Below are 26,945 nucleotides of genomic sequence, written 5' to 3' on the forward strand. Positions count from 1 at the left end.
TTTTGGCTGAATTTTCATACCTTAAAAAGCAATTTCCACAGCAGAAGGGAAAAGCCTTTCGGGGTCAAAGAAAATTGAACAACTGTTTATCAGATGTTTCGTATCGGGTTGTGCAATCCCTTTGAAAACTTGTTTTCCGTTGACGATAACTGTTATTTCTTTGCCTAAATCTACTAATTGAGCGTTCAAATATAGTGTAAATTTGCCTTTTGATGCAGGAACGTGTGTTTTTTCATATTTGGTAAAGAAATTCCAACGCGGACTTTTTTCTACACCTTGATAGGTAACCGCATCAACTTGGACGTTTATGGTATTATCTGTAATTTCCATCGTGTAACGTGTACGGTCGGAAGTACGTTCTTGTACTGCAATGTTATAAAATCCTTTTCGATAGATGCCATCCATCGGAAAATCTTCCCAAACTACCTTTTTCGGGTGTGGATTTCGCTTGTACTGTTTCAGCCAAGGAGTGGTAGGAAAGTAATTTATATCGTGTCCCATACGAGGTATGAGTTCGATGTGATGAACAAACCCCTCAGGGTCTGCTTGTTGATGTTTTTCAAAGGCTTCTTGGGTGTATCGGGTAAGTAAATCGCGATGAAACATATAATCTTGCTCGCCTGTTCGGAGAGAAAAAGCAATATTTCTGCAATTTTCAACAGGAGCATTGATAAGTGGCTCACCCCCTGCCATTGGTCCTACCCCTGCCAAGTAATCTGCATAGAACGATGCCAAACGCTGACTGCCATAGCCTCCTTCTGAAATCCCGAAGAAATATACTTTATTAGCATCAATATCTCCTGAGAGAAAAGCCAAGCGAAGTAATTTTTCCCAAGCGAATTGTTTCCCCTTTTGCCACCAACGATACAACGCCCCCGTGTTGGGTATCTGCGGAATAAAGTAAGCTGATGGAGCGTCATTAAAGGCTTCCCCTAAGGCTATTCCAGCTGCCCACTCCTGATGTTTATCTGACGAACCGTGCAAGTAAAGAAAAAGCGGGTATCCCTCTTGTGGTTTACTTCCTTTGTAACCATAGTAATAAGGCATCACGGCATTTTTCTCCAAGTTCTCAGGAATGTTCCATTTGGAGGAAGTTCTCGAATTTAACGGATTTAATGCTCCTAACTTCTGTTCGGAAAACTTTTCATTTGCTTCTTTCCACGCTTTCCATATTTCTTGTTGGGCATTGGGTATTTCAGCAATTGACAACTTTTTACCTTCTTGGAAAAGTCCCGTTTTACCTGCCAAATGGTCTGCAAAAAATGGTTTAACACTTTCCTCAGATGTATTCTCTTTTGGGGTTTCTTGCTCTGACTGAGGAACTTCTTTACCGTTTGGGGCGTCAGAATGCTCCTTTTTGGTACAGGATGTAAAAAGCAACGTTGTAAGTGCTAATAATGAAAATATACGGTTCATAATCAATTTGTTTACACGAATAATATTTTTATGATTTGTTTTTATATAGATTTTATTTGTGTTGTTGTTTGTCCTGTGTTGCAAATCACATTGTACGGGCGAATTGCGATTCGCCCCTACGTGGGAACTGACAATGTAGACGAAATATATTTCGCCCCTACATAAAAATACGCTATCCCTCTTTTATTGATTAAGCAAACATATCACTTTCTTTGTCAGAATTCCATACATATTCAATATGCGTGGCGATTTGTTGTGCTTTTTCCTTGCTGAATTGATTCGCTACAAAATCCAATGTCATATCAATCCCTGCGGAAACACCTGACGAAGTATAAAACTTTCCATCCACCACCCATCGGGCTTTTCGCTTCCAGCAAACCTCAGGAGCCATTTGCATCGCCCAATCAAAAGCCTTTTTATTGGAGGTTGCTTCACGATTATTGAGCAATCCTGTTTTTGCAAGCAATACGCTACCTGTGCAAATACTTAGACAAAACGCAGCCTTTTCCGCAAATGAAAAAAGAGTTTCTATAAAAATGGAATCATCAACCAACCTTCTTGTTCCTTGTCCGCCTGGGATTACTAAAATGTCTGTTGGCTTGGCTTCCGTTATTTTCTGTGTGATAATTTGTGTTCCCTGTTTGCTTGTTATAATTCCCCCATTGATGGAAAAATATTTTAGATTGAATGTTTCCACTTTACCCAAAATCTCCACAGGACCAAACAAGTCCAACGTTTCAAAATCATCAAACAGTAGTAGGTTTATATTCCTCATATGACCACATTTAGATATTTCAGTAATGAAAGCGAATTGCAATTCGCCCCTACGTGGGACACATAATATACGGACGAAATGTATTTCGTCCCTACACGGATGCTGTTTGTTCCGTGTTGCAAATCACGATGTACGGGCGAAAAATATTTTGCCCCTACAAGGATATTACTCGTCCCATCTTGGACATTACTCGTCCCATCTTGGACATTACTCGTCCCATCTTGGACATTGTTCATCCCATCTTGGACATTGTTCGTTCCATCTTGGACATTGTTCGTCCTATCTTGGACATTGTTCGTCCTATCTTGGACATTGTTCGTTCTATCTTGGACATTGTTCGTCCCACATAGGAAATGCGTTATCCTTTATAGAAAAATATAATATTTAGATGGAAAATGTTTTTTCCTTGTACAAATATTGTTTTTTTTACGTAAAAATGCTTCAATGTTTGGTCGTATGTAATTCGTTACTACGTGGAACACGCGATATACAGACGAAATATATTTCGTTCCTACACGGATACTGTTTGTTTCGTGTTGTAAATCACAATGTACGGGCGAAAAATATTTCGCCCCTACGTGGAACACGTGATATACGGATGAAATATATTTCGTGCCGAATTATATTAAATGATGTAAGGGTGTATTGCAATACACCCCTACTGTATTAACGCCTTGTTATGGTTGTTTTCTTTGAAAAATAGCTTGATACTTGGCTTTTTTATCTTTCTTTTAAAGAAAAATTCTTGCCTGTCCGTGCTACGGATTAGCCGACGCTTCCTTCCAAAGAGATTTCCAATAATTTCTGAGCTTCTACGGCAAATTCCATCGGGAGTTTGTTTAAAACCTCCTTGCTGAAACCGTTTACAATCAGGGCGATGGCTTTTTCCGTGTCGATACCCCGTTGATTGCAGTAGAAAATTTGGTCTTCCCCAATTTTGGAAGTCGTTGCTTCGTGTTCTATTTGGGCAGTCTTGTTTTTTGCTTCGATATATGGAAAGGTATGAGCCCCACACTCGTTACCCATCAAAAGCGAATCACACTGCGAAAAGTTTCGTGCATTCTCCGCATTCGGACTTACTTTCACCAAGCCTCGGTAAGAATTCTGCGATTGTCCCGCAGAAATCCCTTTGGAAATAATGGTTGAACGGGTGTTTTTTCCTAAATGAATCATTTTTGTTCCTGTATCTGCCTGTTGGAAGTGATTCGTTACGGCGATGGAGTAAAATTCCCCAATCGAATTATCACCTTTCAGCACACACGAAGGATATTTCCACGTTACTGCGGAACCTGTCTCGACCTGTGTCCAAGATATTTTGGCGTTCTTTTCACATAATCCGCGTTTGGTTACAAAATTGAAAACGCCTCCTTTACCATCTTTATCGCCTGGAAACCAGTTCTGTACGGTTGAGTATTTTATCTCGGCATTGTCCAAAGCAATGAGTTCCACTACGGCAGCGTGCAATTGGTTTTCGTCACGTTGCGGAGCGGTACATCCTTCAAGATACGACACATAACTACCTTCATCGGCAATTACGAGCGTACGCTCAAACTGTCCCGTACCTGCCTGATTGATACGGAAATACGTTGAAAGTTCCATCGGACAACGAACGCCCTTTGGTATATAACAGAACGACCCATCGGAAAATACCGCCGAGTTCAGGGCAGCATAAAAATTGTCGGTTCGTGGTACTACCGAGCCGATGTATTTTTGCACCAATTCGGGGTGTTCTTGAATGGCTTCGGAAATGGAACAGAAAATAATTCCCTTTTCAGCCAACGTCTTTTTGAAAGTTGTCGCCACCGAAACGGAATCCATCACGATGTCCATCGCAACAGGAGCAACGCCCGTGAGACGTTTCTGCTCTTCGATGGAAATTCCTAACTTGTTAAAAGTTTCTAAAAGTTTCGGGTCTACTTCATCTAAACTTTCGTATTGCGGTTTTTGTTTGGGTGCGGAATAATACGAAATGTCTTGGAAATCAGGTTTTTCGTAATTTACATTTGCCCACTCGGGTTCTTCCATTTCTTTCCAAATGCGGAAAGCCTCGAGACGCCAATTGGTCATCCACTCAGGCTCGTTTTTCTTTTTGGAAATCGCAATTACAATTTCCTCATTGAGTCCCTTTGGGAATGTTTCGGCTTCGATGTCGGTATAAAAACCGTACGCATATTCTTTGGTTTGCAGTTCGTCGCGTAAATCGTCTTCTGTGTATTTTGCCATAGTTTTAGTTTTTAAGTTTAAGGTCTGAGGTTCAAAGTTCAAGGTTTAAAGAGTGGAACTCTGAATATGTAACCTTAAAATTATTTATATTTTATCCCTTTTAAATTGCTGTTAATTAAATAATTGATAAATGTATTTGTTTTTTTACTTAAAATCTCTGTTTGATTTTTTAATCTGATAAATTCTTCTTCGGAAATGAATCCTCTATCTAAAATTCGATACAATTGCGACCTTGTTTCTCCACAAGAAGCCTTCGCTATTGATAAAAATTGTACAAATTCCTTGTTGCCATTACGTTCAAAGCCTTCTGCTATATTATCCATTATTGACCCTGAGGCACCATCAATTTGATTACTTAAACGAAAATTATTTTTAAGTGCCGAATTTTCAATAATTTGATAAATATCATTGCTAAGTATTCTTGCTAATTGCCAAATCTCTAAGTCTTCAAATTTTTTTATTGTAGCCATATTGCGTTTTTAGGATTGGATGCGTAAAGTTTCGGACAAAACTCCAAACTTTGAACCTCAAACTTTGAACCTTGAATACTTACAACGAAAAACTCTCTCCGCAACCGCAAGTTCGGTTAGCGTTCGGATTGTTGAATACAAAACCTTTGCCGTTTAGTCCGCCTGAATATTCCAAAATAGTTCCTACTAAATAGAGAAAACTTTTTTTATTCACAGCGATTCGTATTGCGTTGTCTTCAAATATTTTATCGTTATCATCGGTGGTTTTATCGAATTTGAGTTCGTATGAAAGTCCGCTACATCCGCCACTTTTCACGCCCACTCGAACAAAATCGGTAGCAGGGTCAAAACCTTCTTCTTCCATTAAGGAAATCAGTTTCTTTTTTGCTTGTTCAGATACTTGAATCATTGTGTTTTATGTTTTGATTACTTTTTGAAAAAAGTAAATATATGATATATGTCAGTTTTTGGCGACAAAAATAGTACATATAATTCAAATACCAATATGTACATAATCAAATTATATGTATTTTGGTATAAGTTTTTCTTATTATTGTTTTCCGTAAAGGATTAAAAAGTAATATAGAAGTTATTTTGAAATGGAATCCAACAAATTGCGAATTTCATCACTATTCCACTTAGCAATTCTGTCGCTTTTTGCTCTAACAAGTCCTTGTTTATCAATGATATATCCCGAAGGTATTTTTTCTGAGTCAAAAGGCATTTTTTCTCCTATGATTAAATAAGTTACTTTAAAATCGTATCCTCTTTTAGCCATCAATTCTTCAACGGGAGCAGGTAACTCATTGGTAATGATGTAAAAATCAACTTTTTCTTTGTAATCATTATAAAGTTTTTGTATTCCTGATAGGTCGGCAACGCTGGTAACTCTCCAAGACGACCAAAAATAAACAAAAGAAGGTTTTTTTCCTTCTGATTGTGAAAAGTTAAATTCTTTGTTATCTCTGTCTTTTAATTTCCAATCAAAGTCAATTTTATATTGTTCATTTTCAGGAGGAATTTCCGCAGAGCTGGCAAATATTCTTTGCAAGATTATTTTACTTTCATATCCCAAAGGAGTTACAAAAAAGGAAATTACAAATAGGATAAGTACCAGATTTAAAATAGTTTTTAGTTTCATTGTTACGTAATTATAAAATATTTTGAAGATTCAAATGCAAGCTTATTTTAATTCCGCAAAAGTATGTAAATAATATAGCTTTACAAAATGTTTGAAAAACAACTCTTTATAATGATTAAAACAAAAAGGTTTTGAAATAGAAGGGAGCAAAGAATCAAGATGTGAATCATCTTTGTTTTCTTTGCTCCTTTTTTATATATTGTGTTATAAGCGTTCGGATTATAGCTCTAAAGCTGCTTTTGCATTTCCGTTCATTAAGATTTCTACGGGATTTTCAAGCGCTTCTTTTACAGCTACTAAGAAACCTACGGATTCGCGTCCGTCAATGATGCGATGGTCATACGAAAGTGCAACGTACATCACCGGAGCTACGACTATCTGTCCGTTTTTAACCACAGCTCGTTCTACAACATTGTGCATTCCTAAAATACCTGACTGTGGTGGATTGATAATAGGCGTAGAGAGCATCGAACCGAAGACACCTCCATTTGTGATAGTGAAAGTTCCTCCCGTCATTTCGTCAACGGTAATCTGACCATCGCGAGCACGTAACGCCAAACGCTTCACTTCTGCTTCCACACCGCGAAATGATAAATTTTCAGCGTTGCGAATCACCGGAACCATCAATCCTTTTGGGCCTGAAACGGCTATCGATATATCACAAAAGTTATACGTTACCTTTTCTTGCCCATCAATCATTGAATTTACGTCAGGATACATCTTTAAAGCCCTAACTACTGCCAATGTAAAGAATGACATAAACCCTAAATTTACATTATGTTTCTCCTTAAAGGCATCTTTGTACTGATTACGAAGCTCATAAATCGCAGTCATATCTACTTCGTTAAAAGTTGTGAGCATCGCTGTTTCATTTTTGGCAGATACTAACCGTTCTGCGACCTTACGGCGCAACATTGACATTTTTGTACGCGTTTCGCTGCGACTTCCGCCCGTTGGTGTTCCCATTGATGGCTTTGAAGCCTTTAAAGCATCGTATTTGGTGATACGTCCATCTCTGCCTGTGCCTTTTACTATCGATACAGGAATTTCTCTTTCTTCCAAAATTTTACGAGCTGACGGACTTGGTGTGTTGGTAGCGTAAGTTGTCTTCTCAACCGAAGTAGGTTTCGGTTCTTCTTTCTTAACTTCTTCTTTTTTAATCTCTTCTGTTTTTGATGTTGCTACGCCTGTCGGTTTGCTTGCTGATGTATCGATTAAACATACCACTTGTCCTACTTTTACAGCGTCTCCTTCCTCAGCTTGTAAGGTAATTACGCCACTGGCTTCGGCAGGAAGTTCAAGTGTTGCCTTATCTGAATCTACTTCGGCGATGGCTTGGTCTTTTTCTACGTAATCTCCTGTTTTTACCAACCAACGAGCGATTTCCACTTCCGTTATCGACTCCCCTGGTGAGGGAACTTTCATTTCTAACATAGCATTATTAGTTTTAAGTATGAGTTTTTATTTATTATAATTCGTTATTATTTATCTTGAAGTCTCAATGCCGAACTCTCTCCACTTTGCTTGCGGTATTGCTAACTTTACTACCGCATTAGCTTCCCTCATTTGCTCGTGAATTGCACTGAGTTTCTGAACAAATTCCTCTGTTTTGGCTTTGAGTTCCGCTTTGAGGCGTTCTTGTTCGTTATTAAGGGCAATTGCTTCCTCACATTGCTTTTCAAGTAGCGTAGTAAATTCGGAATCAATTCCTCTTTTCTGTACTTCTTGGGGATTATTTTTTAATCCCGCTACCATTACCTGAGCTTTTGCTACAAGTTCGGCATAACTTACCTTAGGTCTGCTTGATTTTGCCATTTTGTTTCTTTTTTAGTTCCTATTTAATTTTTAATTATCGAAAGAATACAATTATGTATTCCTATTTTCCTATACTGATTTCGTAACTCGGGGTGTGATATCTTCATCTTTGGTGTTTTTTACTTTCTATCAGAATTTTTTTTCTTACCTATGGGATAGAATTTTTATACTTTGTCATCTAAAAAACTATCTTTGGTAAGCATTTTCTGATATAAAGTAATCAATTTTCTATCATAAGTAGTTAGTTTCTGATATGAAGCAAGCTGTTTCTTGTCAGAAGCAATCAATTTCTGATGTGTAGCAAGCTATTCCTTGTCAGAAGCAATCAATTTCTGATGTGTAGCAAGCTATTCCTTGTCAGAAGCAATCAATTTCTGATGTGTAGTAACCGATGCCTGACGTGAAGCAATCAATCCCTGAGATAAAAAATAATAAAAAGAACGTGTTTTTTGTTATCTTGATATTTGGAAAACTACTTCCTGCATTTTTTTATCAATTTGCGGAGTGAAGTCGTTCCAATTTTCTATTTTGAATGTTTGTACCTTTTTAACGGACAATAAAAACCAATCTTTTTGAGAAAGTGCTTCTATTGCGTTGATAGTTTCCTGTTTTGAGGCTGTCTTTGAAAAATATACGCCTTCTTGTTCCTGAACAAAGTCATAGCCTTGCAGTAATTCCGTTATTTTGTCGCTTACTTGGTTGTATGGCACGCCACAATTCTGCTCTGCTACGGAAGGTTCGATATCAAAAAGGATTGCATACATTTTTATTGCTATATATTTGTTTTTTCTGTCCTGTTTTTCCGGCTATTAAAAATAAACAATCTTTTTAAAAGCCATTGGTTGTTAATTCTTTTATTGTATTAGGTTTACTAATATCACTCCATTCTTGGCTTCTTCGCCATATTTCTTAATGGCTTTTTCTCCTTTCAGAAATCTTAACTTGCTAATTTTATCAGAGTTCTGTTCCATCAATTTTAAAAACTCTTTTGCCTTATCAGTTTCGTTATCGGCGAAATATATTACTTCATTTGAAGAATTGATTTTTTCTTTTGTAGAAGAAGGTTTGGCTACATTCTTCTTATTTTTCTTTAAATGGAATTTTATTACGCCCTCTTTGGCATCTTCTCCATATGCTTCGATAGCTTCTTCTCCTTTTAATATATGAATGCCTACAATTTTTTCAGAGTCAATGGTGTGTAGGATAAGGTTTCCTACTTTTTTGTCTTTAATTGCTATATCATTTATTACCATTAACGGAGGTGTGGTGTTTGTATTGCCACATCTGATTCTCATTTGCTTTGGAATGGCATTCGCATCAATATCCTTGATTTGAGCTGATATAGCTACGGTAAACAAAGCGATTATCACGGTAAAGAGTTTTTTCATAATGGTGTAATATAAAAATTTTTGTTTATTTTAATATTATTCTGCTGAATGTCTATTCTTTTAATGGGCTATTTGTCAGGCTGAACGGAGTTGAGACCTTTTTTGTTTCTTCCCTTCGACTTCGCTCAGGGTGACAGGTGCTTCGCTCAGGGTGGCAGATACTTCGTTTAGGGTAACAAATACCTTTATTAAGGTAATACAACAGCAAAATTACGTATATTATTTCATTTTAAGTTATTTGTATGACGAAAACTTTGCCAAAGCTACGAAAGCTTTGGCAAAGTACACCATATATTATATATTCTTTTTCGCATCGGTGTTGCGGTCAAAGACCATTGCGATAGCCTCTGCGTGACGTTTGCGGTCGCGTGTGTAACTTCCCGAAGCAGGAGCCGAATACACCGTATTCGATGCCAAACGCCAGCTGACAAAGTCGAAGAACATCAACATATATCCGTAAGCTCCCATATTTTTAGGCTCTTCTTGTGCCCAAACAAAGTCATCTGCGTTTTTGTATTTGCTTACAACGGCTTTGATTTGCTCAACAGGAAGCGGGAATAACTGCTCAATGCGAACAAAGGCGACATCATCGCGTCCTAATTTCTCACGTTCGGCATAAAGGTCGTAATAGAAGCGTCCTGAACAGAAAACCAGCGTTTTCACTTTTGAAGCATCGGCATTTGGGTCGTCAATAACTTCTTGGAAATGCCCATTTGCCAAATCATCAACGGTAGATGCCACTTGCGGGTGGCGAAGTAAGCTCTTCGGTGTGAAAACTACGAGCGGCTTGCGGAAGTTTGTCTTCATCTGTCTTCTTAATAAATGGAAGAAGTTCGCCGGAGTGGTACAATTTGCTACATACATATTTTTGTCCGAGCATAATTGCAAATATCGTTCGATACGTGCCGAAGAGTGTTCCGAACCTTGCCCTTCATATCCGTGAGGAAGCAAAATTACTACGCCATCTTGGGTTTTCCATTTGTCTTCCCCGCAAGAAACGTACTGATCAAGCATAATTTGAGCCCCGTTTGAGAAATCTCCGAACTGAGCTTCCCAAATGGTTAGCGTATTGGGGCTTGCCATTGCGTAACCATACTCGTAACCTAACACAGCATACTCTGAAAGCAAGGAATTATAGACATAAAAGTTTCCTTTTGAGAACTTTTCGTGCTGTTTTAGGGCGGCAAGCGGCGTTATTTCCTCTTCCGTATCTTCGGTTTTTACCACAGCGTGCCGATGTGAGAACGTTCCTCGCTGAACGTCCTGCCCCGTTAGCCGAACGTCAAAACCTTCGGAAAGAAGGGTAGCAAACGCCAAGTGTTCAGCGCTACCCCAGTCGATACTATCCTTATCAAAGAAACCTTCTTTGCGGTCGGCGATGATTTTTTTGATTTTGCTGATGAATTTTTTGTCGGAAGGTAGCTCGGTGATGATTTTAGCGATTTCAGTTAAGTCTTTTTTGTTGAAAGAAGTGTCCACTTTTTCAAGCATTTTGGCACGTGATGCGATTTCAAAGCCTTTCCAGACCTCTTGCATAAAAGGTTTGATGATGGTTAGTTCTTCTTTTCGCGAAGTTTCCAAATCTTTGTCCAGTAATGCCTTGTAATCATTTTCAAGTTGGGTAACAAATTCCTGCTGAACGATGCCTTCTGCGATTAATTTCTGAGCATAAATATTTCTTGGGTTATCGTGTTTGCCGATAGCCTTATAAAGTACGGGTTGTGTAAAACGAGGTTCGTCTCCTTCGTTATGTCCGTACTTACGATAGCCCAACAGGTCGATAAATATGTCTCTTCCAAACTCTTGACGGAAATCCAATGCCAGAAGGAAGGCGTGTACTACCGCCTCTGCGTCATCTGAATTGACGTGTAGCACAGGCGAAGAGTTTACTTTGGCAATGTCAGTGCAATATATGGACGAGCGTGAATCGGTATAGTTAGTGGTAAACCCAACTTGGTTATTAACCACAATATGAAGAGTCCCGCCTGTCTTAAATCCGTTGAGCTGGCACATTTGTGTGATTTCATATACGACACCTTGCCCTGAAACTGCCGCATCACCGTGAATGGCAATCGGTAAAGCCTTTTTGATGTCGTTAGGATAGTATTTGTCTTGCTTAGCACGGGTAATCCCTTCGATGACAGCCCCAACGGTTTCCAGATGTGAAGGATTGGGAGCCAAATTCAGGCTTATTTTCTTGCCTGATTGGGTAACTCTCTCGGAAGCAATTCCTAAGTGATACTTAACATCGCCATCAAAATTGTCTTCCATTTCATAGTCTTTTCCGTCAAACTCAGAGAAAATATCTTGCGGATTTTTGTTGAAGATATTTGCCAAAACGTTCAGCCGACCTCGGTGAGCCATTCCCAAAACCAAGTGTTCTACGCCCTTTTCAGCGGCTTTTTCCACTACAAAATCCAAACCTGCTACCAGAGCATCGTTTCCTTCGAGCGAAAAACGCTTTTGCCCTACGTATTTTGTGTGCAGAAAATTCTCGAATGAAGTGGCTTCGTTCAGTTTTTTCAGAATTTGGATTTTTTCTTCTTTTGAGAATTGCGGTTTGTTGGCATTTTTGTGCAGTCTGTTCTCAATCCATTGCCGAACTTCCGCCTCTCGAATGTACGTGTATTCAATGCCTACGGAATTGCAGTAAATGCTTTTCAGTGTGTTGATAATGTTTCGCAGAGAAGTGGGCTGCAACCCGATTTCTTTGGCAGAATCAAACACAGTTTCCAAATCGGAGTTGGAAAGTCCGTAATTTTCGATGTTTAAATTCGGCAAGTATGCTTCACGTTCGCGAATCGGATTGATTCTGGTAAACAGATGACCATAAGTGCGATAGCTGTTAATCAAGTTCAGTACTTTGAATTCTTTTTGCAGTTGTTCAGAAGCCACATTTCCGCCCGAATCAACCTTTTGAGCCATTACCTGAACCGTGTCGTCATATGACGTGCCGTAATTTTCTTGTGCAAAATCGAAGCCCTGAAAAAAGGCTCTCCAACTTGCTTCAACCGAATCAGGGTTTTCGAGATATTTTTCGTATAAATCCCCAAAAAATGCCGTACTGGCAGCGTTCAAAAAAGAATATTTGTCCATAGTAAAAACGTTATTCGTGATAAGTGAATACAAAGATATAATTAAGTTTTGTATTTTCTATTTTTTTGAATTTTTTTTGAAAGGATATTTGCACGAATTTGGCAAAATTGAATGTGTGTGGTTTGATAAACTATTGGTAATTATAAGATTAATTTCTTTTTTGATATGGAAATAAATTTCATTTACTTGCTTTTTCTTTCGTTTTTAATTTCTGTTACTTTCAGAAGAAAAACCATTTTTAAGGTTTTGTATTGAATTTCCCGACTTGCCAAAACACAAAAAAATTTGGTTATTTGATTTTTAAATCATACCTTGCCACCTTTCAAATTTTACCTAACGGAATAATGCAAAACAAAGTAAAGTACGAGTTGGAATTTGCGATTCACGCATCTCCTCAAATGTTATATCAATATATATCATCTCCATCGGGTTTGTCGGAGTGGTACGCTGATAATGTGAATACAAGGGGAGAAATTTATACTTTTATTTGGAGTGATGCTGAAGAAAAAGCAAAATTACTCCGAAAGAAATTAGATGAATCAATAAAATTCAGGTGGTTGAATAGCGGAAATGATACTTACTTTGAAATGAAAATCGTCGTTGATGAAATTACCGATGATGTATCATTAGTAATTATCGATTTTGCAACTCCTGAAGATTTGGAAGAATCTAAAATGCTGTGGGAGAATCAAGTAGCAGAACTAAAACACGTGTTAGGTTCAGTTTAAAACTAAGATAAAAGTAAATGAAAATAAATTATAATGGGGCAATTTTAGCCTCTGATGAAGCTTTTTTACCTATTGAAAGTAGGGCATTTAAGTACGGTGATGCCGTTTTCGATACTTTAAAATATACCAACCAAAAACTTCTTTTCTGGGAAGAACACTATCTTCGTTTGATGGCGGCAATGCGTATTCTTCGTATGGAAATTCCGATGTCATTTACGTTAGAATTTTTAGAAGAAGAAATTGTTAAAACTATAAAAACCAATGATTTGGAAAACTCTTCCGTTCGGGTGCGGATAACAATTTCACGAAAAATGGGAGGTCTGTACACGCCTCAAACCAATGAGGTGGATTATCTTATTGAAACGCAAAAGCTTGATTCTTACTTTTTTGAAATAAATGAGAATCCTTACGAAGTGGAGCTTTTCAAAGATTTTTACGTGCAACCCGATTTGCTGGCAAATGTGAAGCACACCAATCGTTTGATAAATGTTGTAGGGAGTGTTTTTGCCAAAGAGAATGATTATCAGAATTGCATCCTTCTGAATTCCAATAAAAACGTTGTCGGGGCTTTGAACGGAAATCTGTTTGTAGTAGAAGGGAATACGCTAAAAACTCCTTTGCTTACCGATGGTTGCTTAAATGGAATTACACGCAAGATATTACTAAATATACTCAAAAAAACTTCTGATTTTGAGGTGATTGAAACTTCAATATCGCCTTTTGAACTTCAAAAGGCAGATGAGTTATTTATAACAAATAGTATTATTGGTATTCAACCAATTACGAAATATCGTAAAAAAGAATATACAAACACAGTTGCCAGAAATTTGGTCGGAAAACTCAATACGGTTGCTCGTTTTGGAAAGATTTAAAGATAATTTATATTCGTTCTAAATTTAGAAAATAAGAGAACAATTTTAAAAATAAATATCTTTGCCCCCTGAAAAATCAGTTTTTAAGAAATGAGAACCAAATCAATAAAGAAAAATGTTATCAATGTCGTGACTTTGGGATGCTCCAAAAACGTATATGATAGCGAGGTTTTGATGGGACAATTAAAGGCAGGAGGAAAGCAAGTTGTTCACGAAAAAGAAGGTAACATTGTGGTTATCAATACGTGCGGTTTTATCAATAACGCCAAAGAAGAAAGCATAAATACCATTTTGGATTATGTACAACGAAAGGAAGAAGGGCTTGTTGATAAAGTGTACGTAATGGGCTGTTTGAGCGAACGTTATAAGCCTGATTTGGAAAAGGAAATTCCTGATGTTGACCAATATTTCGGAACAACCGAACTTCCAGCATTGTTGAAAGTTCTTGGAGCAGATTACAAACACGAGCTTATAGGTGAGCGACTTACCACAACGCCAAAAAATTACGCTTACCTAAAAATTGCCGAAGGTTGCGACCGTCCGTGTAGCTTTTGTGCTATTCCGCTGATGCGTGGAAGTCACCGAAGCACGCCTATTGAAGATTTGGTCACTGAAGCCGAAAAACTTGCTGCCAAAGGAGTTAAGGAATTGATTCTGATAGCACAAGACCTAACATATTACGGATTAGACCTTTACAAAGAACGAAAATTAGCAGATTTGTTGCGAGCTTTGGTAAAGGTGGAAGGCATTGAATGGATTCGATTGCATTACGCTTTTCCGACAGGCTTCCCGATGGACGTGATTGAGGTAATGAAAGAAGAACCTAAAATTTGTAATTATTTGGATATTCCGTTGCAACACATTTCAGATTCCATTTTGAAGAGTATGCGACGTGGTACAAGCAAGGAAAAGACAACCAAATTATTGAAAGATTTTCGGGAAAAACTACCTGAAATGGCAATTCGTACTACTTTGATTGTAGGCTATCCCGGTGAAACAGAGCAGGATTTCAATACGTTGAAAGAATTTGTGAAGGAAATGCGTTTCGACCGATTAGGTTGCTTTACGTACAGCCACGAGGAAAACACGCACGCTTATAATTTGGTTGATGATGTTCCGGAAGAGGTGAAATTGCAACGAGCCAACGAAATTATGGAAATTCAGTCCCAAATTTCCTGGGAGTTAAATCAGGAAAAAGTTGGAAAAACATTCCGTTGTTTAATTGACCGAAAAGAAGGAAATTACTTCATAGGTCGTACCGAATATGATTCTCCAGATGTTGATAATGAAGTACTTATCGATGCTAAAAAGCATTATGTTAAAACAGGAGAATTTTTGATGGTAAAAATCACAGATGCAGCAGATTATGATTTGTATGCCGAACCAATCAATAACTAAAATTTGTATCTAAATTAATTGTTGATTTTAAGTGAATTACATACAAAAGAGAAAGTTTTTTCCTTCTGTTTGGAATAATTAAACAATAAAATTGTATTTTTGTAAAATTCAGATTAAAAACGAGAAAAATGGAACTACAAGGACGTATAAAATTAATATCCAATACTCAAACCTTCGGGACGAATGGTTTTCAAAAGCGTGAAGTGGTGATTACCACAGAAGAGCAATATCCTCAGCACGTTATCTTTGAATTTACGCAAGAAAAGTGTGCTTTGTTGGATGCTTTTCGTGTAGGTCAGTTGGTGAAAATAAGTTTCAATGTACGTGGTAGAGAGTGGATTAACCCTCAAGGAGAAGCTAAGTATTTCAATTCATTGCAAGGCTGGCGTATTGAAAATATGGAAATGGCACAACAAGCCTACCAACAGCAACAATACCAACAACCTTATCCGAATCAGCAATACCAGCAACCGTATCAACAACAGACTTACGGAGGAAATCCGTCTTTTCCAAATCAGGTAACTCCACCGCCAATGCCACCACAAGGAGGTTTTGAAACTACACATACGAATACGGAAGATTTTGACGATTTACCTTTCTAAAAGTTGATTTTTTTAGAAGAAAATATACCTTTTCCTTCTCCCGAAACTGCTTCGGAAGAAGGAATTGTTGCTTATGGTTATGACTTAACGTCAAAACGTTTGCTTGAGGCTTATCGAAAAGGGATTTTTCCTTGGTACAATGAGGAAGAGCCTGTTTTGTGGTGGTCGCCCAATCCCAGATTTGTGCTTTTTTCTGAAAAATTACATATTTCTAAAAATATAGGTAAATTACTTCGGAAAAATATTTATCAAGTAACTTATAATGAGTGTTTTGAAGAGGTGATTCTGAATTGTGCTTCTATTGAGCGTAAAGACCAAGAAGGTACGTGGATTCACCCTGAAATTATTTCGGCTTATTGCGAATTACACCGAATGGGATATGCTTTTTCGGTAGAAGTTTGGGAAGAAAACGAGCTTGTTGGCGGGCTTTATGGAATCAAAATGGGGAATATTTTCTGCGGAGAGAGTATGTTTAGCAAGAAAAATAATGCTTCACAGTACGGTTTTATTACTTTTTTGCAGCATTATCCCGAAATAAAATTAGTGGACTGCCAAGTTTATAGTGAATATTTGGAAAAACTTGGTGCGGAGGAAATCCCACGAACTATTTTTTTGGAAATTCTTAAAAAGAATATAGTTTCTCTCTGACTCTCTCTTCGATTTTTTGACAGAAAATTCCAATTTCTTCAAGTAATTTTTCTGTCATCGAAATAACTTTATGTGATGTTTCTCTCTGGATTATTTATAGAATTTTAATTTCGTTTTTTGGAAAATTGGTGTTTTATAAGGAGTTATTCTATTTCTTAATTTATTCAATAAAATCATTTTTTAATTTTTAAAAGAAAATTATCGGAACTGGTAGAAATAAATTATTTCGAAAAGGTAAAAATATTAACAAAAATTATCTCAAGTTTTTTTGTTGCTGTAAAAAAAATCGTAATTTTGTGACATTAATTTCAAAACAATTAAAATATGTCAAAACAATTATTTTGGTTACTTGTTTGCTTCTTTTCGACCTTTTCGTTGGTGGCACAAGTGACTGTAACTGGTAAAATTACCGATGAAGCTAATGGTCCGTTGCCAGGAGCCAATGTTCTGGTAAAAGGAACTACGCACGGAGTTGTTTCCGATTTTGACGGGAACTATACGATTCAAGCCAATCCAGGAGATGTGCTTGAATTTTCATTTATTGGATTTCAAACCCAAACTAAAAAAGTAGCGGGGGGGGGTAAATCACTGATAATCAATATTTTACTAAAAGAGGATACACAGCAGCTGGAGGACGTAGTTGTAGTAGGTTACGGAACTCAGAAAAAAGCGAATCTTACCGGAACGGTTAATACCGTTAAAGCAGAGGCTATTCAAGGAAAAGCAACCACGTCATTAACCAATGCATTACAAGGGGTTGCTCCAGGGGTGACTGTTATTTCTCGTCCGGGCGATATCGGAGGAGATATGGGTAGTGTTAATATCAGAGGTAGAGGAAATCTTGGTACAGCGGCTCCTCTCTATGTGGTTGATGGAGTACCAGTAAGTGCAGCAGATTTTCAGCGTCTTTACGCAGGTGATATTGAAAGTATCAGTATATTAAAGGATGCTGCTGCTTCTGCTATTTATGGTTCACGTGCTGCTTATGGAGTTTTCTTGGTAACAACTAAAAAAGGCAAAGAAGGAAAAGCCAGTATTTCTTACAACGGATATTATGGTTTCCAATCTCCCACTGTTCTTCCTAAAAAATTAAATGCGTACGATTATGCTACACTTTTAAATGAAGCTAACATAAACGCAGGTAAAAACGCCATTTACAATCAAGCTGCGATGGACAGAATCGTAGCACAGGATTCACCCGACTTATATCCTAATAATGATTGGTATTCATTGGTTTTCAGAAAACATATTCCCATTCAAGAACATAATTTGAGTGTTTCCGGAGGAGGAAAAACACGTTATTTCGTCAGCGGAACATTCTATGAGCAAGAATCCGTGGTGAAAGGACGTTTGTTAGACAGATACAGCTTCAGAGCCAATACCGAGCGTGATTTTACGGATAAATTTACTTTGGGAACGAATATTTCATATGTTCGTGATGACTATAAACGAGATGGAAATTTCTCAATTACCGACTTAGACCGAATGACACCATTAACTGTGGCACGTCACACTGACGGTAGTTGGGGAACCGTAACTGGTGGTAACCAAAGTACAGTTCTGGCAGAGAATAACCCACTTCGAAAAATTGCGGAATATGGAAGGCATAATTATGTTACAACACGTTTTAATGGTTCATTAAATGGAGTCTGGAAACCGCTGAAAGGGCTAAGTGTAACCGGGCAACTTTCGTATAGAACAGTTGATAAAAGAGAAACTGATTTTGAGAACAAAGTAGAGCAACTTACAGGTTTTATTTCCAAAAAACCTTTAAAAGGTACAGATGGGCAAACTGTTAATAAAATGACTAAGACTTGGGAACACGTGCAAAATCTTATTTCTCAAGTATATGCTAATTATGATTTTTCAGTTGAAAATAATAACTTCTCGTTGATGGCAGGAACACAGTACGAGGATTATAAGTACGAGTGGCTTCGTGCTTCAAGAAAAGATTTTCCTAATAATACTTTAAACTCAATAAATGCAGGTTCTGGAAAGGCTGAGAATTTAGGTAATGATGGTTCCATACAAGAACGAGTGTTTCTGTCTTATTTCGGTAGATTCAAGTATAATTATGATGGAAAATATTTATTTGAGGCTAACGTACGTGCTGACCAATCGTCACAATTTCCCAAAGATAATAGATTAGGCGTTTTCCCTTCGTTTTCTGCAGCGTATCGTATCAGCCAGGAAGAGTTTATGAAAAATATTGAATGGCTTTCCGACTTAAAATTACGTGCTTCGTGGGGTAAATTAGGAAATGTGGACAACGTTGGCTATTACGACTATTATGATGCCCTTGGGGTTGGGTCTGCGTATATTATTGATGGTGTCAAAGCTGATGGGGCTTGGCCTTCAATCCAAGTTAATAAAAATTTAACTTGGGAAACTGTTACAATGACTAATTTAGGGATTGATGCTTCATTTTTCAAAAACTCATTAAATGTTCAGTTAGACGTTTTTGATAAGTTAACATCAAACATCTTATTGAAAATGCCACAACCTTATGAATTAGGATTGGTTACTAATAGGAATTATGACGAAAGAGCAGCTAAAAATGCTGGAAAGGTTTCAAATAAAGGTGTTGAAGCTCTTGTTTCCTATAAGGGAGAAGTGGGAGATTTCAAATATGGTATTTCTGCTAATGTATCTAAAATTTGGAACAAGGTTGTGGACTTGAACGGACAGGACAATCAAATAGATGGTAACTTTATTTTGAAAGAAGGGGAAGCTATTGGTTCTTTCTTTGGTTATAAGGCTCTTGGACTGTTCAAAGACGCGGAAGAAGTTAAAAATCACGTGAAACAAAGTGCCAATACCGCTGCCGGAGATATTAAATATGCTGATGTTGACGGGAATGCCAAATTAGATGCCAATGACCGTACTATTTTAGGGAATGATGTTCCTTACTTTACGTATGGCTTAGGTTTTGATGTTTCGTACAAAGGTTTTGATCTTTCCGTACAAGGACAAGGTGTAAGAGATGTAATGGTTTATTTGTCAGGTGAGGCATCACAAGCATTCTTCAATGGGGCTGGTGCTAAAGAATATCACTTAGGTCGTTGGACACCGCAAAATCCTGATCCTAACGCAAATTATCCTCGATTGTTGATAACATCAGCTAATGCACACAATTCCATAGCCTCTTCTTTTTGGTTATATGATGCTGATTATTTCCGCATAAAAAGCATTATTTTGGGGTATACAATGCCGCAAGACGTTAGTAAGTATATGGGATGCCAAAAGGTAAGATTTTACCTTTCAGGAACAAACTTATTAACATTCAGAGCCGATAAACGTATGAAAGATTTTGATCCTGAGGCTCCTTCTGCCAGAGGAACATATCCTAATATGAAAAATATTACTTTTGGAGTAAACGTATCATTTTAAAAAAAATAACTGTATGAAAACGAAATATATAATACCATTTTTTATAGCCCTACTTTTTGTAGGATGTGATTTGGATAGAGAACCTCAAGATAAAATTTTTTCAGACAGTTTCTGGAAAACAGAAAATGATGTTACTCGAGCTTTGATGGGATGTTATGCACATATTCCTGCCAGTGTATATAACGCATATCTAGATGGATATGCCGATAATAGTTACTGTCAATATCCTTGGGAAAGTAAAGCTACTGTAATTTCTGCAGGAGATATTACTGATAATGAGGATTTTGGTTATGGTTTTGTAGGTCTTCGTCGTTTTAACTATTTTTTAGAAAATGTTGATAAAGCCCCTATCTCAGAAACTTTGAAAAAGCAAACTAAAGCCGAAGTTCGCACTCTTAGAGCTTGGTTTTATTTCAATTTGGCGTCTCGATTTGGTGATGTTCCTTTAATTAAAACATATATTACCGAAACGGAAGAAGGACAAATAGCACCTACTTCAGAGAAAGAAGTCATTAACTTTGTTATAAGTGAGTTAGAACAGAGTATTCCTGACTTGCCAACGAACCCTTCTGTGAAAAGTCGTTTGGGTCAAGCAGCTGCCTATGCAGTAAAAGCCCGTGTGCATTTATTTTACGGTCAGTATCCTCAGGTTGTAGAAGCAACTCAAGCCATTATGGGTATGGGATATGATTTGTTTAAAATAAAGTCAGATTTAGGTAGTGAACAAGACGATTATTCTAAATTTATAGATTTTACAAACGACGAACATAAACAAAAATTTTATAGCGGTCTCCGTAGTTATGAAAAATTGTTTTGGGACGAAAATAAGGGTAATGTTGAGGTTATTTTTAATCAAGAGTTTATAGAGGATAGTTTCAACTATATAAGTTTGTACTTATTGTCAAGTAATGCTGGGGGAGGTTGGAGTTCAATAACTCCTACCGTAGATTTGGTAAATGCTTATTGGAAGTCAGATGGAACTACTTTTACGCCTCCATCAGCAGAACAACGTAAAGCCAATTACAATGATGGTAAGTACAAGCCTGAGTATTTAGATGAATTCAAAAATCGTGATACTCGTTTGTATGCAACAATTCTGTACCCTGGTGCCATTTGGAAGGCTAATTTAGGAGATGATACTTTCGTTTGGCAGAATAACGGTAAGGCTAGTAATACTTCTAAAACAGGATATAACTATCGTAAAATGGTTGATCCTAATGGGGAGGATATATACAGAAAAGTGAATGATTTTCCACTTATTCGTTATGCTGAGGTTTTACTAATGTATGCAGAAGCTCAAAACGAAGTAGCTGGTGCTGACGCTACGGTCTATGAAGCTTTGCATAAGATCAGAGAACGTGTGGGAATGCCCGATGTAGCCGCAGGACTTTCAAAAGAGGAAATGCGTGAGGTTATTCGTAATGAACGCCGAATTGAGTTAGCTTGCGAAGGACATCGTTGGAACGATATCCGTCGTTGGGGAATTTCATCTCAAGTAATGAAAGATATTTACAGTATTCACGGTGAGTTAGCTCAGAAACGTCGTTGGGAAGATAAATTTATGCGTATGCCTTATCCGATTTCTGCAATTGACAGAAATCCTAAACTCAAAGATGCTCAAAAAGCAAAAGGATATTAATATTTTCTCAGTGAAAGAGCTAAAGTATGGTTGAAAGATTTGTCTGTTGTCAGTATTTCCACTACAACGAAAATTTATCCAATTGGTGATGCTCCTGAATTGGGAGTTCCTGCTGATTGGTCAAAACCCGATAAATATCGAGTAGAAGCTAATAATGGTAATTTTGCTGAATGGACAATCGAAGTTACCTCTTTCAAAAAATAGCAAATAATTGCTTTTATAACATATAAACAAACTGTAGAAGCTGCCTATATTAGGCAGCTTTTTTTAATATTTATTCAATAATTTATTGATTATTAGTTTTTTATGAGAAATGAAATTGTTAGCTTAATAAAAATTTTCACTTATTCAAAACTTCAACAAGTCGAATAAATTAAAAATTATTAAAGAATTGATTTTAAACGTCATTTTTACTATTTTTGCAACCAATTTTCAACGAAAAAATTCAATTTCAAAAAAATGCTTGACAGATTAAACATTGTAAAACAACGTTTTGACGAAATTTCGGATTTGATTATCCAACCCGATGTTATTTCCGACCAAAAACGTTACATTCAGCTTAACAAAGAATACAAGGAACTTAAAGAACTTATCGATAAAAGAGAAGAATACATTTTAGTAACTTCAAACATTAGCGAAGCCGAGGACATTATCGCCAATGAAACCGACCCCGAAATGGTGGAAATGGCAAAAATGCAATTGGACGAAGCCAAAGAAAAACTTCCGCAGTTGGAGGAGGAAATTCGCTTTATGCTTATCCCTAAAGACCCTGAAGATGCCAAAAATGCCGTGATGGAAATCCGTGCGGGAACGGGAGGCGACGAGGCTTCAATCTTCGCAGGAGACTTATATCGAATGTACACTAAATATTGTCAATCAAAGGGTTGGAGTACATCGGTGATGGACTTCAATGAAGGAACTTCGGGTGGATATAAAGAAATTATTTTCGAAGTTACGGGCGACAACGTGTACGGAACGCTCAAATTTGAAGCCGGTGTGCATCGTGTGCAACGCGTTCCGCAAACTGAAACACAAGGACGCGTACATACCTCAGCCGCAACGGTTATGGTACTCCCCGAGGCAGAAGAATTTGATGTGGAATTGGATATGGCAGATGTTAAAATCATCAGAACTACCTCAACAGGACCCGGAGGACAGTCGGTGAACACTACCTATTCCGCCATTCAGTTGCAGCACATTCCCACAGGGATTGAAGTACGTTGCCAAGACGAAAAATCACAGCATAAAAACTTGGATAAAGCCTTGAAAGTGTTGCGTTCGCGTTTGTACGAAATGGAATTGGCAAAAAAAATGGAGGAAGATTCAGCCAGACGTAAAAGTATGGTTTCCAGTGGGGACAGAAGTGCCAAAATCCGTACGTATAACTATCCGCAAGGGCGTGTAACTGACCACCGCATCGGGCTGACACTCTACGATTTACAGAATGTAATGAACGGCGATGTACAACGCCTTATCGACGAGCTACAACTTGCCGAAAACACCGAAAAACTCAAGGAAAACGATATGTTTTAATAATATTGGGAAAGACGATGAATTTCATCGTCTTTCTTTTATATACAGCTATAAAGCAACACAAGAATATTTAATTCACACTTTTTCTAAGAATGAAAAATATATTACTGGACATAGGAACAAATTCGATAGGATGGGTATTAGTTGATAAAACTAAATCCGAAATAGAAGATTTGGGAGTTTTTACTAATAACAAAAGTACAGCCAAACCCTTTCTCAAATGGGCAGGAGGAAAAACGCAACTGATTTCGGAGATAGAAAGAAATTTACCTTCAAAACTTGTGCAAGGTAATTTTACCTATATCGAACCTTTTGTAGGGAGCGGAGCGGTTTTGTTTTGGATGTTGAACAATTTTCCAAATTTGAAAAAGGCGGTAATCAACGATATTAACCAAGACCTTATCAATACTTATAAAACCATTGCTTCGAATCCCAAAGAACTCATTTCTATTCTTGAAATTTTGCAAAATGAATACCACGATTTAGACGGAAACGACGACAAGAAAAAACAATATTATTACGACAAAAGAGCTTTGTACAATACTCGAAAGGAAGAAAGAACAAGCCAATCGGCATTGTTTATTTTCTTAAACCGAACTTGTTTCAATGGCTTGTATCGTGTCAATAGGAAAAATGAATTTAATGTACCGATGGGAAGCTACAAAAAGCCAACCATTTGTGATACAGAAAATCTTTTGGCGGTAAGTGAGGCTTTGCAGAAAGTAGAAATTTTATGTGGCGATTTTGAGCAAACACTATCTTATGCAGATGAAAAGTCGTTGTTTTATTTCGATCCTCCCTATAAACCGCTTAGTGAAACTTCGAGTTTCAATTCGTATGCAAAAGACGAATTTAATGATGATGAACAAATTCGTTTGAGAGATTTTTGCAATAGATTAGATGCTTTAAACCATACTTGGATTTTGAGCAATTCGGATGTAAAAGGAAAAAATGCAGAAGATAATTTTTTTGATGACCTTTATGCTGAATTTTCAATCCAAAGAGTAAATGCCAAACGAAGCATCAACGCCAATCATAAAAAAAGAGGTCTATTGACTGAATTATTAATTACCAACCATATTTAAAAAACTTATGATTAGTAGTAAAGTAATAGAAGTGATGGCTCCCTTTTTTGAAATTATTAAAAATTCGAAGGGGAAAACCATCGGACAAATCAAATCCAAATTACATATAGAAAGAGATAAAATGAAAAAGGGGGCATCGGGACTCATTATTGAAAATCTTTTAGGAATTCAAAACAATAATCTTGCGGATGCTGATATAACAGAAATAGGCTGTGAGGTAAAAATATTACCTCTCCAAAAAAATAAAAATGGGGAGATAAAGGTAAAAGAACCCACACAAATACAGATGATAAACTATTTTGAGGTAGCCAATGAAACTTGGGAAACTGCTAAACTTCGCAAGAAAATCAACTTAACTTTTTGGGTAGTTTATTTAGCCAAAGAAAACGGAACTTCGCTCAATCAAGATGATTATAAAATTGTGGATTATTTTTTAGATCATCCCGATCATTCAAAAATGGAAATTTTTAAAAACGATTGGGAACTCATACAAAGTTACATTCAAAAAGGTTGGGCAGATAAACTCTCGTGCAGTATGGGAGAATTTATCGAACCAAAAACCAAAGGAAAAAATAATCAAGACCTAACCAATGCTCCTGACGGAAAAGGAGGTACAACAAAAGCCAGAAGACGAGCCTTTTATTACAAAAAGAATTATACAAACACCCAAATAGTTCCGCATATCGATACAACAAAAATATAATGCTCACCCCTTACTACATATCAAACAACAAAGATTTTTATCTTCTGCACGGAGATACAATGGAACTTTTGCCTCAAATGAATCGTAAGTTTGATATGATATTTGCTGATCCACCTTATTTTTTATCCAATGACGGACTTTCTATCCAAAACGGACAAATTGTAAGCGTAAATAAAGGTAAGTGGGATAAATCACAAGGCTTTGAATTTATCAACGATTTCAACCGAAAATGGCTATCTTTGGTACGAGAAAAAATGAAAGACGATGCCACGATTTGGATTAGCGGAACGATGCACAATATTTTTTCAGTGGGACAAATCCTCACGGAATTGGGCTTTAAGATCCTCAATATCATTACTTGGGAAAAGACCAATCCGCCACCCAATTTTTCGTGTCGCTACTTTACCCATTCTACGGAGCAAATCATTTGGGCGAGGAAACACGAAAAAGTTCCGCATTATTTCAATTACGAACTAATGAAACAACTCAACGGTAACAAGCAAATGAAAGATGTTTGGCGACTCCCTGCCATTGCCCCTTGGGAAAAATCGTGTGGTAAACACCCTACACAAAAGCCCCTTTCGGTTTTAACGCGACTGATATTGGCTTCTACCCAGCCCAATGCGTGGATTCTCGACCCATTTACGGGAAGTTCTACCACGGGCATCGCAGCCAATCTTTTCGGAAGAAATTTTATAGGTATCGACAAAGAAAAAGATTTTTTGGAACTCAGCAAAAACAGAAGAGAAGAGATAGAAAATCCTAAAACAGTTATCATTTACAAGCAAAAAATTAGTAAGACTAATATGGTAAATGGTTAGAAACATTTGATAATTTTAACAACTTGTAGAGATAACAAAATTTTATTTACAATTGCTAAAAAATAAAAATGCTATGGAAAACAATCTATTTAAAATCTACGAATATTTTGATAATAACGAAATTGATAGAAAAAATATTTACAGCAAATACGGTTCGTGGTTAGGCGATGTCAATTGCTTGTGTTATCCTTTCTGTTCGGCTCCTGATGATATTCCAGAGGATTATGATTATGCCGAAGAAATTAAACAGACGAACCAAATTTTTTCCATTTTCGGATTTGGAGAACTTAATGATGAAGATATTGAAGATATCAGATGTGGTTGTGGTTATGTACTGATGCACTACTTGTTTAAAGTCCGCAGAAATATCGGATTGGCAAAAACTTACTATGTTTCGTTCTCGATGATGCAAGCCGGAGGCGAGTTTGTCTATATTCATTGTAATGATGTGGATTTGCAGATGACTTACAAGGAAATGATACTAAAGAGTCACGCTTTTGAATATGAAACTGCCGATGAAACCGAAAAGTATCACTTTGACGAACTCCTGAAGTTTGCAGAAGAAGTTTGTAAAGAAATTGAAATTGAAACAGAGCAAAACAAAGGCTCTTTTGAAAAGGAAAACACAGCCGATGAGGAGAATTTTGATGAACTGATTCGCTTACTGAATTACAATAACTATCTGTCGGACAATGAGATTTCCGAATTAAAAACCGATTGGAAGAATATCAATGAAAATCGTAAGGCTTTTGCAGAAAGGTTAATTGATGAAGGCATTTGGTTTGAGGAAGATTTGGAATATCTTGACCAGCAAGAAAAAGAGTATCTGTTATATTGGGCGTTCACTGAAAAATTTGATGTATTTAAAGACGATTGGAAGTTTGATACCAAGGAATTGAGTAAATATATTTCGGAAAAAATAGGTCAGCCTTTCAAAGTGACTTTTAAGGAAGTGGGCAACGATTGGGGGCTTGTTCAGGAAAAATTGGAAAATCTATCAGATTACACTTTACTTGACATTGCCAGCGGAAATGACGATTGTAATTTTATCGTTGCAAAGAAAGAAGATAAAGATGTTATCTACGCTTTAGCTAATGAGTTAAACATCCCGATTGTGTAGGAAAGGAATAGGGAAAAATAGAACAATTGAGTTTTTGAAATGAAACGATACAAAAATAAGTTTGTATTTTAGAGATTAAAAA

The 26,945-nt window shown here is 37.1% G+C and carries 24 protein-coding genes and 1 pseudogene; 14 read left to right on the forward strand and 11 right to left on the reverse strand.

Annotation, left to right across the window (positions count from 1 at the left end; all coding sequences use genetic code 11):
* Positions 1-21: 21 nt before the first annotated feature.
* Together CGC58_RS09155 and CGC58_RS09160 are read right to left on the reverse strand one after the other, a co-directional pair.
* Positions 22-1,416, reverse strand: coding sequence for a carboxylesterase family protein (locus CGC58_RS09155; RefSeq protein ID WP_095897185.1), 1,395 nt, complete (start codon positions 1,414-1,416; stop codon positions 22-24).
* A 190-nt stretch (positions 1,417-1,606) separates the two neighbouring features.
* On the reverse strand, positions 1,607-2,191 hold the full coding sequence (locus tag CGC58_RS09160) for a DJ-1/PfpI family protein (RefSeq protein WP_095896435.1): 585 nt from the start codon (positions 2,189-2,191) through the stop codon (positions 1,607-1,609).
* Positions 2,192-2,244: 53 nt separating this feature from the next.
* On the opposite strand from CGC58_RS09160, the gene CGC58_RS09165 reads away from it, so the two are divergent.
* Positions 2,245-2,541, forward strand: coding sequence for a hypothetical protein (locus CGC58_RS09165; protein WP_157909243.1), 297 nt, complete (start codon positions 2,245-2,247; stop codon positions 2,539-2,541).
* 415 nt (positions 2,542-2,956) lie between these two features.
* Here CGC58_RS09165 and sufB read toward each other — a convergent pair whose 3' ends face one another.
* The 9 genes from sufB to CGC58_RS09210 all read right to left on the reverse strand — a co-directional run bounded on the left by sufB (position 2,957) and on the right by CGC58_RS09210 (position 12,324).
* Positions 2,957-4,414, reverse strand: a complete 1,458-nt coding sequence (sufB, locus tag CGC58_RS09170) for a Fe-S cluster assembly protein SufB (protein ID WP_095896437.1) — start codon at positions 4,412-4,414, stop codon at positions 2,957-2,959.
* Between the two features lie 80 nt (positions 4,415-4,494).
* Positions 4,495-4,884 (reverse strand): four helix bundle protein, encoded by a 390-nt coding sequence (locus CGC58_RS09175; protein WP_095896438.1) that lies wholly within the window; start codon positions 4,882-4,884, stop codon positions 4,495-4,497.
* Positions 4,885-4,963: 79 nt separating this feature from the next.
* Entirely contained in the window at positions 4,964-5,293 is a 330-nt protein-coding gene (locus tag CGC58_RS09180; protein ID WP_095896439.1) for a HesB/IscA family protein, read from the reverse strand.
* A gap of 180 nt (positions 5,294-5,473) precedes the next feature.
* On the reverse strand, positions 5,474-6,025 hold the full coding sequence (locus CGC58_RS09185) for a TlpA family protein disulfide reductase (RefSeq protein ID WP_095896440.1): 552 nt from the start codon (positions 6,023-6,025) through the stop codon (positions 5,474-5,476).
* Positions 6,026-6,244: 219 nt separating this feature from the next.
* Positions 6,245-7,459 carry a 2-oxoglutarate dehydrogenase complex dihydrolipoyllysine-residue succinyltransferase gene (gene odhB, locus CGC58_RS09190; protein WP_095896441.1) on the reverse strand — a complete coding sequence of 405 codons (1,215 nt, stop codon included), beginning with the start codon at positions 7,457-7,459 and terminating at the stop codon, positions 6,245-6,247.
* 51 nt (positions 7,460-7,510) lie between these two features.
* The gene (locus CGC58_RS09195; protein ID WP_095896442.1) at positions 7,511-7,840 is read right to left on the reverse strand and encodes a hypothetical protein; all 330 of its coding nucleotides are present in this window, start codon (positions 7,838-7,840) and stop codon (positions 7,511-7,513) included.
* Positions 7,841-8,292: 452 nt separating this feature from the next.
* Positions 8,293-8,604, reverse strand: a complete 312-nt coding sequence (locus CGC58_RS09200) for a hypothetical protein (protein WP_095896443.1) — start codon at positions 8,602-8,604, stop codon at positions 8,293-8,295.
* Positions 8,605-8,694: 90 nt separating this feature from the next.
* On the reverse strand, positions 8,695-9,228 hold the full coding sequence (locus CGC58_RS09205; protein ID WP_095896444.1) for a hypothetical protein: 534 nt from the start codon (positions 9,226-9,228) through the stop codon (positions 8,695-8,697).
* A 294-nt stretch (positions 9,229-9,522) separates the two neighbouring features.
* The gene (locus CGC58_RS09210) at positions 9,523-12,324 is read right to left on the reverse strand and encodes a 2-oxoglutarate dehydrogenase E1 component (RefSeq protein ID WP_095896445.1); all 2,802 of its coding nucleotides are present in this window, start codon (positions 12,322-12,324) and stop codon (positions 9,523-9,525) included.
* A 344-nt stretch (positions 12,325-12,668) separates the two neighbouring features.
* Here CGC58_RS09210 and CGC58_RS09215 point away from each other — a divergent pair, with 344 nt between their 5' ends.
* The 13 genes and pseudogenes from CGC58_RS09215 (at position 12,669) to CGC58_RS09270 (ending at position 26,863) form a co-directional block, all read left to right on the forward strand.
* Positions 12,669-13,052, forward strand: a complete 384-nt coding sequence (locus CGC58_RS09215) for an START-like domain-containing protein (RefSeq protein WP_095897186.1) — start codon at positions 12,669-12,671, stop codon at positions 13,050-13,052.
* 17 nt (positions 13,053-13,069) lie between these two features.
* Positions 13,070-13,924: an aminotransferase class IV gene (locus CGC58_RS09220; RefSeq protein ID WP_095896446.1), complete on the forward strand. Its 855-nt coding sequence runs from the start codon at positions 13,070-13,072 to the stop codon at positions 13,922-13,924.
* Between the two features lie 90 nt (positions 13,925-14,014).
* Positions 14,015-15,322: a 30S ribosomal protein S12 methylthiotransferase RimO gene (gene rimO / locus CGC58_RS09225; RefSeq protein ID WP_095896447.1), complete on the forward strand. Its 1,308-nt coding sequence runs from the start codon at positions 14,015-14,017 to the stop codon at positions 15,320-15,322.
* A 128-nt stretch (positions 15,323-15,450) separates the two neighbouring features.
* Complete coding sequence (locus CGC58_RS09230) at positions 15,451-15,924, forward strand: DUF3127 domain-containing protein (protein ID WP_095896448.1); 474 nt, start codon at positions 15,451-15,453, stop codon at positions 15,922-15,924.
* A 3-nt stretch (positions 15,925-15,927) separates the two neighbouring features.
* The gene (gene aat / locus CGC58_RS09235; protein WP_095896449.1) at positions 15,928-16,572 is read left to right on the forward strand and encodes a leucyl/phenylalanyl-tRNA--protein transferase; all 645 of its coding nucleotides are present in this window, start codon (positions 15,928-15,930) and stop codon (positions 16,570-16,572) included.
* Positions 16,573-16,896: 324 nt separating this feature from the next.
* Positions 16,897-19,962, forward strand: coding sequence for a SusC/RagA family TonB-linked outer membrane protein (locus tag CGC58_RS09240; RefSeq protein WP_232748821.1), 3,066 nt, complete (start codon positions 16,897-16,899; stop codon positions 19,960-19,962).
* A 13-nt stretch (positions 19,963-19,975) separates the two neighbouring features.
* Positions 19,976-21,601, forward strand: coding sequence for a RagB/SusD family nutrient uptake outer membrane protein (locus CGC58_RS09245; RefSeq protein ID WP_095896450.1), 1,626 nt, complete (start codon positions 19,976-19,978; stop codon positions 21,599-21,601).
* 21 nt (positions 21,602-21,622) lie between these two features.
* Positions 21,623-21,805: pseudogene (locus CGC58_RS12715) on the forward strand (DUF5018-related domain-containing protein); the annotation flags it as partial.
* Between the two features lie 255 nt (positions 21,806-22,060).
* Positions 22,061-23,134, forward strand: a complete 1,074-nt coding sequence (gene prfA, locus CGC58_RS09250) for a peptide chain release factor 1 (protein WP_095896451.1) — start codon at positions 22,061-22,063, stop codon at positions 23,132-23,134.
* Between the two features lie 92 nt (positions 23,135-23,226).
* Positions 23,227-24,219 (forward strand): DNA adenine methylase, encoded by a 993-nt coding sequence (locus tag CGC58_RS09255; RefSeq protein WP_232748822.1) that lies wholly within the window; start codon positions 23,227-23,229, stop codon positions 24,217-24,219.
* 7 nt (positions 24,220-24,226) lie between these two features.
* Positions 24,227-24,922, forward strand: coding sequence for a MutH/Sau3AI family endonuclease (locus CGC58_RS09260; protein ID WP_095896452.1), 696 nt, complete (start codon positions 24,227-24,229; stop codon positions 24,920-24,922).
* Complete coding sequence (locus tag CGC58_RS09265; protein WP_095896453.1) at positions 24,922-25,743, forward strand: DNA-methyltransferase; 822 nt, start codon at positions 24,922-24,924, stop codon at positions 25,741-25,743. The genes CGC58_RS09260 and CGC58_RS09265 overlap by 1 nt, the downstream gene beginning before the upstream one ends.
* 73 nt (positions 25,744-25,816) lie before the next feature.
* Positions 25,817-26,863: a hypothetical protein gene (locus CGC58_RS09270; RefSeq protein ID WP_095896454.1), complete on the forward strand. Its 1,047-nt coding sequence runs from the start codon at positions 25,817-25,819 to the stop codon at positions 26,861-26,863.
* Positions 26,864-26,945 lie beyond the last annotated feature (82 nt).

Source organism: Capnocytophaga stomatis (assembly GCF_002302635.1).
Taxonomy (GTDB): domain Bacteria; phylum Bacteroidota; class Bacteroidia; order Flavobacteriales; family Flavobacteriaceae; genus Capnocytophaga; species Capnocytophaga stomatis.